Consider the following 12155-nt stretch of genomic DNA (forward strand, 5'->3'; position numbering starts at 1 on the left):
GTCCGCACCGGCGCTGGCCCTGTCGCGTTCTCCCGGAGCCCTGCCGTGCATCGTTCGAAGCTTTCGCGTTCCATCCTCCTTGCCCTTTCCATGGCCAGCGCAGGAGGCGCGATGGCAGCGGAGGCCGATGCCAGCAATGGCAACCGCGCCGCGCCGACCCAGCTTGATGCGATGCTGGTGACCGGCACCCGCGCCTCCAACCGCACCCAGTTCGAAACGCTGGCGCCGGTGGATGTGTTCAGCAAGGAAGACATCCGTTCGGTGGAATCCACCGACCTGAAGGACGTGCTGGCGCAGCTGGTGCCGTCGTTCGTGGTGCAGCGCCTGCCGATGGCCGATGGTCAGGTGTTCGTGCGCCCGGCCACCCTGCGCGGGTTGTCGCCGGACCAGACCCTGGTGCTGGTCAACGGCCGCCGCTTCCACCGCAGCGCGCTGCTCGGCAACCGTGGCGCGCAGGCCGCCGACCTGGCGCAGATTCCGACCAGTGCGATCAAGCGCATCGAAGTGCTGCGCGATGGTGCATCGGCGCAGTACGGCTCGGATGCCATCGCCGGTGTCATCAACATCATTCTCGAAGACGGGCCCGGCACCGAGATCACGGCCGGTTATTCGCAGTATGCGCAGGGCGATGGTGCGTCGCGCGACTTCAGTGCGCGCACCGGCTGGTCGTTGGGCGACTACGGCAGCCTGGTGCTGTTCGCCGAATCGTCCAATTCCGATGCCACCTCGCGTACCCGCCAGCGCCCGGATGCCATCGCCTTCCAGGCCGCGCACCCCGAGCTGGCCGTGCCCAACCCCGTGCAGCGCTGGGGCCAGCCGGAGCTGGAAAGCCGCCGCGTCGGCTTCAACGTGAAGGCCAACGCCAGCGATACGCTGGAGCTGTATGCGTTCGGCCTGTACAGCCACAGTGATGGCGTCAGCGATTTCAACTGGCGCAACCCGGACACCACCACCGGTGCCTACCGCACCACCACGATCTTCCCGGGCTGGAACCTGCGCTCGATCTATCCGGTGGGCTTCAGCCCGCAGTACGGCAACGTGCAGAACGATCTGCAGCTGGTGGCCGGCGTGCGTGGCGAGATCACGCCGAAGCTGCGCTGGGATGTCAGCGCCTCGTATGGTCGCAACGCCATCGACTACAGCCTGAAGAACTCGATCAATGCCTCGCTCGGCCCGGCCAGCCCGACCGCGTTCGATCTCGGCCGCCTGACCCAGACCGAGAAGAACGCCAACGCCGATTTCAACTACGAATGGGATGTAGGCGCGCTGTCCAAGCCGATCAACGTCGCCTTCGGTGGCGAGTTCCGCCAGGAGACCTACCAGGTGCGCGCCGGCGATCCGGCCTCGTACGCGGTGGGTCCGGGCGCCGTGGCGGGCCTGGAGGCCAATTCCAATGGCGCACCGGGCTTCTCGGCCAGCCAGGCCGGGCAGTGGAGCCAGCGCAGCAAGGCCGCCTACGTGGATATGGAAGTGCCGCTGGGCGAGCGCTGGAGCATCGGCGCGGCCAGCCGCTACGAGGACTTCTCCAGCTTCGGCAGCACACTGGATGGCAAGCTGTCGGCGCGCTTTGCGATCACCCCGGACGTGGCCCTGCGTGGCACCGTGTCCACCGGCTTCCGTGCACCCACCCCGGCCCAGCTCAACACCACCAGCACCAGCCAGGGCCTGGATACGCGCACGCTGCAGATCTTCACCAGTGGCCGCCTGTCGCCGAATGACCCGCTGGCGCAGCTGCTCGGTGCCAGGCCGTTGAAGCCGGAGGAATCGCGCACTGCCTCGCTGGGCCTGACCTGGCGTACCGACCTGGGCCTGTCCGGTTCGGTGGACGTCTACCAGATCAAGCTCACCGACCGCTTCAGCCAGTCGGCCAGCTTTGCCATCCCGGCCGGCACACCGAATCCATTGGGCTACACCTCGGTGAACTTCTTCACCAACGATTTCGATACCACCACCACCGGTGTGGACGTGGTGGGCAACTACCTGCGTGATCTCGGCGCCGGCCGCATGACGCTGACCCTGGCCTACAACTACAACCGCACCCGCGTGGACAACGGCAGCACCTCGGTGGCCACCAACGAAACCCAGCGCGTGCTGTTCGAAGACCGCCTGCCCGAGCACAAGGGCAGCCTCACCGGCAGCTGGGACATCGGCGCCTGGTCGCTGATGGCGCGCATGCGCTACTACGGTGCCTGGACTGATTCCAGCGGCAACGCGGTGGGCGACATCTACCAGCGCTTCGGTGCGATGAGCTTCCTTGACCTGGCGGTGGGCTATCGCATCAACGAGCACCACAGCCTGCGCGTGGGCGCCGACAACGTGTTCGACCGCTATCCGGACGAGGCCACCTTCCAGGCCAGCCGTGGCCTGGTGTATTCGCGCAATGCGCCGTACGACACCGACGGTGCCAATCTGTACGCGCAGTATCGGCTGACCTTCTGATGGACCGCCATCGCCGCAACCTGCTGCGTGCCGGTGCCTTGCTGCCGGCGGCGGCCGCTCTGTCTTCACTGCCTGCCACGGCTGCTGTGCGTTACGCTGCACCCATGCAGATTCCCGCAACGACCGTGGCGCCGGACGTGCTGGCCCGCGATGAAGGCTACTGGTCCGCCGTGGCCAGCCACTTCGACATCACCGACGAAGTGAACCACCTGGAGAACGGTTACTGGGGCGCGATGGGGCGCGAGACGCTGGCCAGCTACCAGCGCCATACGGCCGAGGTGAACCGTGGCAATGCCTGGTATGGGCGCCGGGAGTTTCCGGCGCAGTACATGGCAGTGCAGCGGCAGGTGGCCGAACTGCTGGGCGTGGGCAGCGACGAGATCGCGCTGACCCGTGGCGCCACCGAGGCGATGCTGGCGCTGATCGGCGGCTACAACCGCCTGCAGCCCGGCGACCAGGTGCTGTACGCCGACATCGACTACGACAGCATGATCGGTGCGATGCGCTGGCTGCAGCAGCGCCGTGGTGTGCAGGTCGAGCGCATCGCGCTGCCGGCGGAGCCGGACCACGCGCAGATCGTGCAGGCGTACGAGACCGCATTCGCGCGATTGCCGCGGCTGAAGCTGGTGCTGTTGACCCAGGTCAGCCATCGCCACGGGCTGGTGCTGCCGGTGGCGGAGATCGCCGAGCGTGCCCGCGCACTCGGTATCGATGCGATCGTCGATGCCGCGCACGGGTTCGGCCAGATCGACTATGCGGTGCCGCAGCTGAAGGCCGATTTCGTTGGCATCAACCTGCACAAGTGGATCGGTGCGCCGGTCGGTGTCGGTGCGATGTACGTGCGCAAGGGACGCGTGGCGGATCTGGACCCGTACATGGGCGAGACCGACGATGGCCGGGTCGGCAGCCGGGTGCATACCGGCACGGTCAACTTTGCCGCCTACCTGGCGCTGCCGGAAGCGATCTCCCTGCACCAGCGCATCGGCGCGGCCAACAAGCAGGCGCGCCTGCGCTACCTGCGTGAACGCTGGACGGTACCGGCGCGGCAGATGGCGCATATCGAAGTGTTGTCGTCGCCCGATCCGGCCTTGGCCAGTGCGTTGGCCAGCTTCCGTCTGCGCGGGCGCACCAGCGTGGCCGACAACATCGCGTTGCAGAAGCGGCTGCTGGATGAACATCGGGTGTTCACCACCCATCGTGATGGGTTGGAATCCGGCGCCTGCGTGCGGGTGACACCGTCGGTGTTCACCCGGCCGGCGCAGATGGACGCGCTGGTGCAGGCGCTGGCCGCGCTGGCCTGACCCTGCTGTGGTAGGTGCCAACCTTGGTTGGCACATTCCAACCGTGCCGGGGAATCTTCGGCCGGCCAGCGGCCGGCACTACCGGTCTGGTGGGTGCCGACCGTGGGTCGGCACATCACCCTGCTTTGGTGGGTGCCAACCTTGGTTGGCACATTCCAACCGTGCCGGGGAATCTTCGGCCGGCCAGCGGCCGGCACTACCGGTCTGGTGGGTGCCGACCGTGGGTCGGCACATCATCCTGCTTTGGTGGGTGCCAACCTTGGTTGGCACATTCCAACCGTGCCGGGGAATCTTCCACCGGCCAGCGGCCGGCACTACCGGTCTGGTGGGTGCCGACCGTGGGTCGGCACATCATCCTGCTTTGGTGGGTGCCAACCTTGGTTGGCACATTCCAACCGTGCCGGGGAATCTTCCACCGGCCAGCGGCCGGCACTACCGGTCTGGTGGGTGCCGACCGTGGGTCGGCACATCATCCTGCTTTGGTGGGTGCCAACCTTGGTTGGCACATTCCAACCGTGCCGGGGAATCTTCCACCGGCCAGCGGCCGGCACTACCGGTCTGGTGGGTGCCGACCGTGGGTCGGCACATCATCCTGCTTTGGTGGGTGCCAACCTTGGTTGGCACATTCCAACCGTGCCGGGGAATCTTCCACCGGCCAGCGGCCGGCACATCACCCTGCTTTGGTGGGTGCCAACCTTGGTTGGCACATTCCGACCGTGCCGGGGAATCTTCGGCCGGCCAGCGGCCGGCACTACCGATCTGGTGGGGGCCGAACGTTGGTCGGCACACCCTATCCACGCATGGCGTGGATCTACGTTTCGCCGGGCATGGCCCGGCGCTACCGATCAATTGCCGGCAATGTGTCGGACAACAACAGCCGATCAATCCGCCGCAACGCATTCTCCAGCTGCCGGCGGTCGGCCGCCAGGCCCAGCGACAGTCGCACGCCATTGTGATGCTCCACACCCGGCGGGCAGAACGCCGATGACGGCGCGATCGCCAGCCCCTGCAGCTGTGCAGTGCGCACCAGCGTGGCATCGGTCCAGGGCGCTGGCACCCGGCACCAGGCATGCAGGCCTTCTGCACGTACCAGCAGCGAGGGCGCCAGCAGATAGCGCGCCATGCCGATGCGCTCGCGGGCCTCGCTGCGCACCTGCGCCAGCAGCGCCTGCGCCGAGCCGTCCAGCAGCAACTGGCTGGCCAGCGCCGAGACCAGCGGGTGACCCATCAGGCGGGTAGCCCTCAGCGCCGAGGCCATCGCATCGGCCTGCGTGCTGCCCGGGCAGCGCACGAAGGCGGTACGCAACCCCGGGCTGATCACCTTGGACAGGGTTGCCACATGAAACACATGGCGCGGGGCCAGCACCGCCAGCGGTGTCGGTGCATCTTCAGCGAGATGCCAGTACGGATCATCCTCGATCGCCAGCAGACCCTCGCGTTCCAGCACGCGTGCCAGCGCTTGGCGCCGATGCAGCGGCAACGTCAGCGCGGTCGGGTTCTGGCAGGTGGGGTTGAGATAGACCAGCCGCGCGCCGCTTTCGCGTGCCTGCCGGGCCAGCGCGTCGGGGCATATGCCGTGTTCGTCGTTGGCTACCGGCAGCAGTCGTCGCCCGAGTGCGGCGGCCGCTTGCAGCAGGCCCGGGTAGACCAGCGCATCGCACAGGATGGCATCGCCCTCGCGGCCCTGGCTGACCAGGATCGCGGCCAACGCCACCTGCGCGCCTTCGGTCAGCAGCAGGCAGCTGTCGTCCACCGCGCCGAGCATCGGCTGCAGCCAGCGTGCCGCCGCGTGGCGATCGGTCGGGTTGCCGCCACCCAGGTGATACGTCATCAGGTTCGGTGCGTTGCTGCGCGCAAGCACGGCGGCGGCACCACGGCGCAGGGTCTCGGCCAGCGCGTCGGCATCGGGCACCGGCGGCACGTTCATGCTCAGGTCCACCCGTTGCTCGAAACCGGCCTTGGGCGGTGCGATGAAACTGCCCTGCGGTCCGCGCGCCTCGATCAGGCCGCGTTTGCGTGCTTCATCGAACGCGCGGGTGACGGTGGTCAGGTCGATGCCCAGCTGCTGCGCCAACGCGCGCTGCGACGGCAGGCGCTGGCCCGGCGCAAGGCCGCCGCGACGCACCGTGCGTTCCAGCGAATTGACGATGCGCAGGTAGATCGGCCCGCTGTGCGCGTACACGTCCTGCACCCATTCGCGCGCTGCGACATCCGGTCGCGGCATGTACGGAGCATGTCGGGGCGTATCGTTGCTTCCAACGGCGGGAGCCTGTCCATAACCATCGGTCGGTTCGGACAGGTGACCGCCGTTGTTGTTTGCGGCGGCCACGCCACCCGGAGCCAGTGATGTCATTGCGCGTCCTCAGCGCTTGGCCTGCCATGGGCAGTAGCAGCCCACGGCCAGCAGTCCTTTCGGGCGCACGGTTTCGCCGCGCACCAGTTTGTCCAGCAGTGGTTCGACGAAACTGTTGGCCGAGTTGCAGACCATGCCGATGCTGTACGGGCCGGCATAGGCCAGGTGGCCGCGGCGGTCCCAGATGGCGACGGCCGGGCTGGCCGGGATGTTCTCGATGCCATCGAGGGTCGGCAGGGTGATCACCTTGTTGCGCAGCGGCTCGGGCAGCTCGCCCTGCGTGCCGGGGCGGCGGATCGCATAGAAGTCGATGCCGGCGCGGCGGTACATGCTGATCAGGTAGCTCAGGTGCGCGCCGGTTTCGCGGTTGCAGACCGCACACGCCGGGTCCCAGAAATGCACCACGCGGATGCGACCGGTGTCGCCGGCCAACTCGGGCGGCAGGCGCAGCTGGGCGTCGTCGAAGACGATGGCCTGTTCGGTGAAGGTCGATTGTGCGCTGTAGCCGAAGTACTGCCACAGGGCTGCCGCCACGCCGGCCATGAACAGGCAGGCGAGGGCGATCATCGCCGGCAGCAGCCAGCGGCGGCGCGGCGCAGCTGCGCCCATCAGGAATCTTCCCGGCCGAACTTGTGCACGTACTGTTTGCGCATCTCGCGGCAGGAATCGGCCTGCGCGCGACGCTGGATCTCGCTACGCGTGGGATCCTCGCTGCGCTGCACGCACTGCTCGATGGCGTGGCGCTCGGCGGCCTGCACGCTGGCGGTCTGCGGTTGCAGGCAGACCCAGGCCAGCGCGGCCAGCATCAACACCACAAAGCCCCCGCAGGCAGCCATGACCAGGTGGAACCTCAGTTTCTCGGCGCGCATCGATGCACGTCCCTTCATCCATACATTGCATACAAAATATCACTTTGTATGGATATCGCGCCATGCGGGCCGGTCAGACGATGGCGCTGTGCCGGGCCTCGGGCGCTTCGGACAGGATCTCGTTCAGCTTGGCCAACGCCCCGGCGAGGGTGCCCTGGTCGACGGCGCCGCCCAGCGACAGGCGGATCGCGTTGCCCGGCGGCGGCTCTTCCACGCTGAAGGCATCCGAGCTGGCGATGCCCAGCCCTTGTTCTTGCGCAGCCTGGATCAGCCGGTACTGGTCCAGCCGTGGCGGCAGCGGCAGCCACACGTGCAGGCCGGCCGGGTGCGCGCGCGCGCGGGAGGGCAGGTACTGCGCGGCAATCGCCTGGCGCTCGCGCAGCTCCTGCTGGAAGCGCTGCACCATGTCCTGGGCCTGGCCGCTGCGGATCCACTGCGAGGCTACGGCCACCATCGACTGGGTCGGCATCAGTGCGATCGCGCGCAGGGCGTCCAGCACCGGTTCCATCGGCTCGCCGCCCGGCACCACCAGGTAGGCAGTGCGCAGGCCCGGGGCCAGGCATTTGGACAGGGTGGAGATGTAGTAGACCGGGCAGCCGGCATCGCGCTGCGCGGCCAGCGGCGGCGCGGCATCGCCAGCCAGCAACCAATAGGGATCGTCTTCGATCACGGTCAGATCGTGGCGCCTGGCGACCGCCAACAGGGCCTGCCGGCGCTGCGCCGACATGGTTGCCGTGGTCGGGTTCTGGATGGTCGGCACCAGGTACAGCAGGCGCGGCCGGCGCAGCTGGCAGGCCTCCTCCAGCGCGTCGGGCAGCATGCCCTCGGCGTCCATCGCCACCGGCACCACGCCCCGTTGCAGCACGCGCGCGGCGGCCAGCAGGCCGGGGTAGGTCAGCGGTTCGGCGGCAATCAGCTCGCCCGGCTGGGTACGGGCCAGGATCAGCGCGCACAGCGCGGTCTGCGCGCCGGGGCAGATCACCACCTGGTCGGCACCCACCGAGCCCAGCATCGGCGCCAGCCACTGCACGGCGGCGGCGCGGTCCTCGCGGCTGCCTGCACCGACGTGGTAGCTCATCAGCTCGCCCTGGCCCAGCTGCTGGCCCAGGTGCTGGAAGCCGGCTTCCATGCCCTGCGCGAACGGCGCGCTGCCCAGCAGCGGCGGGATGTTCATGCTCAGGTCGACCGAGGTGCTGCGGTTGCCGGCCGACAGCGCGATGAAGGTGCCGCCGGCGCCCTGCGCGTCCAGCAGCCCGGCCTGGCGCAGCTCGGCGAAGGCGCGGGTGACGGTGGTCAGGTCGACCCCGACCTGCTGGGCCAGATCACGCTGCGGCGGCAGGCGGTCGCCCGGGCGCAGCACGCCGTCATCCACCGCCTCGCGTACCTGCTGGGCAATCTGCAGGTACAGCGGTCCGCCGCCCTCGCGGAAGGGGCGAACCCATGTCCGGTTGGGGTGTTTCAGGCGGCGGCCGGCGGCAGGAGGCGTCATCGGTCAGATTTTTCCATACGTGCGAGTGCACAAGTCCATACAATGATGTATCTTGTATGGGCTTGATTGGAGTGGATCGCCTGCTTGTAGGCGACCTCGTACCCACAGTGTAGCCGCTCCACGCCCGGGCGCTGCGCGCAGGCGAGCCGGTCAAGCGCGCTTCTTCAACAGGGTTGACCTCCAATGAATATCTGCTGGAACCGCATCCGCCTGGCGCTGGTCGCCCTGGCCTGCGTCGGCCTGTCGGGCTGTGACTGGGTGCTGCTGGATTCGAAGGGCATGGTCGGGCTCGCCCAGCGCGACCTGATCCTGATCTGCATCGGCCTGATGCTGATCGTGGTGATACCGGCCATCGTGCTGACCTTCGTCTTCGCCTGGCGCTTCCGCGCCGGCAACACCAAGGCGAAATACACGCCGGACTGGTCGCACTCCACCAAGGTGGAAATCGTGGTCTGGGGCGTACCGCTGATCATCATCGCGGTGCTGGCGGTGATCGTGTGGAAGTCCACCCACGAACTGGACCCGTACAAGCCGCTGGACGTGGCCGGTGAACCGCTGCACGTGGAGGTGATCGCCACCGACTGGAAGTGGGTGTTCGTCTATCCGGACCTGGGCATCGCGACGGTCAACCAGCTCAACTTCCCGGCCAACCGCCCTCTGGCGTTCAACATCACCTCCAACTCGACGATGAATACCTTCTTCATCCCGCAGCTGGGTGGGCAGATCTACGCGATGGCCGGCATGCGCACGCAGCTGCACCTGATCGCCAACGAGACGGGCCAGTTCCGCGGCATGTCCGGCAACTACAGCGGCCATGGCTTCTCGAACATGAAGTTCATCGCCACCGCCAGCAGCAACGAAGAGTTCGAGCGGTGGGTGGCCGAGGTGCGCAGCGCACCGGACGCGCTCAGCTTCACGCAGTTCAAGGCACTGGCCGCACCGTCGAAGAACGCACCGGTGCAGCACTTCTCCAGCGTTGAACCGCTGCTGTTCAAGAAAGTCATCGACCAGTTCATCGGTGTCGGTGAGAACACCACTGCCGCGGCCCCGGCTGGCGCTGCCGCTGGCGTCCAGGTTTCCCAGGAGTAACGAACATGTTGGGCAAATTGACGTGGGAGGCCGTGCCGCTGCACGAGCCGATCGTCGTGGTCACCTTGGCGGCGATGGTGCTGGGCGGCCTCGCGCTGCTGGGCGCGGTGACGTACTTCAAGCTGTGGGGCCCGCTGTGGCGCGACTGGTTCACCACCGTGGACCACAAGAAGATCGGCGTCATGTACGTGGTGGTGGCGCTGGTCATGCTGGTGCGTGGCTTTGCCGACGCGCTGATGATGCGCGCGCAGCTGGCGGCGGCCGGGCCGGGCAGTGACGGCTTCCTGCCGCCCGAACACTACGACCAGATCTTCACCGCGCACGGCGTGATCATGATCTTCTTCGTCGCCACGCCGTTCGTGGTCGGCCTGATGAACATCATCGTGCCGCTGCAGATCGGCGCGCGCGACATGGCATTCCCGTTCCTCAACGCCTTCAGCTTCTGGATCTTCGTGGTCGGCGCGGCGCTGATGATGATATCGCTGGGCGTTGGCGAATTCGCCATGACCGGCTGGGTGGCCTATCCGCCGCTGTCGGGCATCGAGTTCAGTCCAGGCGTGGGTGTCGATTACTACATCTGGGCATTGCAGGCCTCGGGCATCGGCACCTTGCTGACCGGCGTCAACCTGTTCATCACCATCCTGCGCATGCGTGCGCCGGGCATGACCCTGATGAAGATGCCGGTGTTCACCTGGACCGTGCTGGTCACCAGCGTGATCATCATCGCCGCGTTCCCGATCCTGACCGTGGCGCTGGGCGCGCTCACCCTGGACCGCTACCTGGACTTCAACTTCTACACCAACACGTTGGGTGGCAACCCGATGATGTACGTGAACCTGGTGTGGGCCTGGGGCCATCCGGAGGTGTACATCCTGGTGCTGCCGGCGTTCGGCATCTTCTCTGAAGTCACCGCCACGTTCGCGCGCAAGAAGCTGTTCGGCTACAAGTCGATGGTCGGCGCCACGCTGGCGATCGGCATCCTGTCGTTCGTGGTCTGGCTGCACCACTTCTTCACCATGGGTTCCGGTGCCAGCGTCAATGCCTTCTTCGGCATCATGACGATGATCATCGCCATCCCCACCGGCGTGAAGATCTTCACCTGGCTGTTCACCATGTACGGCGGCCGCGTGGAGTTCAGCGTGCCGATGCTGTGGACCATCGCCTTCCTGGTCACCTTCACCATCGGTGGCATGACCGGCGTGCTGCTGGCCATTCCGGGCGCGGACTTCCTGCTGCACAACAGCCTGTTCCTGGTCGCGCACTTCCACAACACCATCATCGGCGGTGCGCTGTTCGGCTACCTGGCCGGCTTCGTCTACTGGTTCCCGAAGGTGTTCGGCTTCACCCTCAACGAGCGCCTGGGCAAGTGGTCCTTCGCCTGCTGGGTGATCGGCTTCTACCTGGCCTTCATGCCACTGTACATGCTCGGCTTCATGGGCATGACCCGGCGCATGAACCAGTACGACAACCCGGCGTGGACGCCGTACCTGATCGCTGCCTTCATCGGTGCATTGTTCGTGTTTGCCGGCATCATCCTGATGCTGGTGCAGATCTACGTCAGCGTGCGTGACCGCAAGCGCAACCTGGACCTGACCGGCGACCCGTGGAATGCACGCACGCTGGAATGGGCCACGCCGTCGCCGCCGCCGTTCTACAACTTCGCCGTGGTGCCCAAGGCCGATGCGCTGGACGCCTTCCACGAAGCGAAGAAGCGTGGGTTGCCGCCGCCGCCGAAGAAGTACGCACCGATCCACATGCCGAAGAACACCGGCGTGCCGCTGATCCTCAACATCTGGATCCTGGTGCTGTGCTTTGCCCTGGTCTGGCACATCTGGTGGATGGCCGCGGCCAGCTTCATCGCGATGATCGTGACCCTGATTGTGCGCTCCTACGATGAGGACGTGGATTACTACGTCAGTTCCGAAGAGGTGGCGCGCACCGAAGCGGCCAATCTGGCCAAGCTGAAGGAGGTACGCGCATGAACCTGTTGACCCGCCCGGAGCTGGCCAGCAACACGCAGGTGCACGAGGATCTGCACGCGCACGACCACGCCCACGAGCAGGGCGGCATGAAAGTGTTCGGCATGTGGGTGTACCTCATGTCCGACCTGGTGCTGTTCGGCTCGCTGTTCGCCTCGTATGCGGTGCTCAGCACCGCCTACGCCGGCGGCCCGACCGGCAAGGAGCTGTTCTCGCTGCCGTTCGTGATGACCGAAACCTTCCTGCTGCTGGTGTCCAGCATCACCTACGGCCAGGCGGTGCTGGCGATGCACCGCCACGATGCCTCGGCCGTGCTGCGCTGGCTGGGTGTGACCTTTGTGCTTGGCGCTTCGTTCATCGGCATGGAGATCTACGAGTTCTCGCACCTGATCCACGAAGGCGCGGGCCCCAGCACCAGTGCCTACCTGTCGGCGTTCTTCGCGCTGGTGGCCACCCACGGCCTGCACGTGGCCAGCGGCCTGATCTGGATGGCGGTGGTGATGCACCAGGTGTACCGCCGTGGCCTGACCCCGACCAACATCACCCGCGTCTCGTGCCTGAGCCTGTTCTGGCACTTCCTGGACCTGGTGTGGATCTGCGTCTTCACCTTCGTCTACCTGATCGGAGCCTTCTGAC

The 12155-nt window shown here is 66.8% G+C and carries 9 protein-coding genes; 5 read left to right on the forward strand and 4 right to left on the reverse strand.

Annotated features, from left to right (window positions below; all coding sequences use genetic code 11):
- Positions 1–45 precede the first annotated feature (45 nt).
- Positions 46–2439 carry a TonB-dependent receptor gene (locus C9412_RS17815; RefSeq protein WP_107232842.1) on the forward strand — a complete coding sequence of 798 codons (2394 nt, stop codon included), beginning with the start codon at positions 46–48 and terminating at the stop codon, positions 2437–2439.
- Positions 2439–3740 (forward strand): aminotransferase class V-fold PLP-dependent enzyme, encoded by a 1302-nt coding sequence (locus C9412_RS17820; RefSeq protein WP_107232843.1) that lies wholly within the window; start codon positions 2439–2441, stop codon positions 3738–3740. Before C9412_RS17815 ends, C9412_RS17820 begins: the two co-directional genes overlap by 1 nt.
- Positions 3741–4578: 838 nt before the next feature.
- On the opposite strand, the gene C9412_RS17825 is transcribed toward C9412_RS17820, so the two are convergent.
- Genes C9412_RS17825 through C9412_RS17840 form a run of 4 tightly spaced genes read right to left on the reverse strand, consistent with a single transcriptional unit; the run spans position 4579 to position 8451 of the window.
- A complete protein-coding gene (locus C9412_RS17825) occupies positions 4579–6093 on the reverse strand; it encodes a PLP-dependent aminotransferase family protein (protein WP_107232844.1) in 1515 nt (504 codons plus the stop codon).
- A 9-nt stretch (positions 6094–6102) separates the two neighbouring features.
- Positions 6103–6702 carry a DUF6436 domain-containing protein gene (locus tag C9412_RS17830; RefSeq protein WP_107232845.1) on the reverse strand — a complete coding sequence of 200 codons (600 nt, stop codon included), beginning with the start codon at positions 6700–6702 and terminating at the stop codon, positions 6103–6105.
- A complete protein-coding gene (locus tag C9412_RS17835; protein WP_258190346.1) occupies positions 6702–6980 on the reverse strand; it encodes a hypothetical protein in 279 nt (92 codons plus the stop codon). Before C9412_RS17835 ends, C9412_RS17830 begins: the two co-directional genes overlap by 1 nt.
- A 55-nt stretch (positions 6981–7035) precedes the next feature.
- Positions 7036–8451 carry a PLP-dependent aminotransferase family protein gene (locus C9412_RS17840; protein ID WP_107232846.1) on the reverse strand — a complete coding sequence of 472 codons (1416 nt, stop codon included), beginning with the start codon at positions 8449–8451 and terminating at the stop codon, positions 7036–7038.
- Between the two features lie 183 nt (positions 8452–8634).
- Here C9412_RS17840 and cyoA point away from each other — a divergent pair, with 183 nt between their 5' ends.
- From cyoA to cyoC, 3 genes are read left to right on the forward strand one after another with little or no spacing between them, the layout of a single operon-like run.
- Positions 8635–9540, forward strand: coding sequence for a ubiquinol oxidase subunit II (cyoA, locus tag C9412_RS17845; RefSeq protein ID WP_107232847.1), 906 nt, complete (start codon positions 8635–8637; stop codon positions 9538–9540).
- 5 nt (positions 9541–9545) lie between these two features.
- Positions 9546–11522: a cytochrome o ubiquinol oxidase subunit I gene (gene cyoB, locus C9412_RS17850; RefSeq protein ID WP_107232848.1), complete on the forward strand. Its 1977-nt coding sequence runs from the start codon at positions 9546–9548 to the stop codon at positions 11520–11522.
- Positions 11519–12154, forward strand: a complete 636-nt coding sequence (cyoC, locus tag C9412_RS17855; RefSeq protein WP_107232849.1) for a cytochrome o ubiquinol oxidase subunit III — start codon at positions 11519–11521, stop codon at positions 12152–12154. The genes cyoB and cyoC overlap by 4 nt, the downstream gene beginning before the upstream one ends.
- Position 12155 lies beyond the last annotated feature (1 nt).

The organism is Stenotrophomonas sp. Nf1, assembly GCF_003028475.1.
GTDB lineage: Bacteria > Pseudomonadota > Gammaproteobacteria > Xanthomonadales > Xanthomonadaceae > Stenotrophomonas.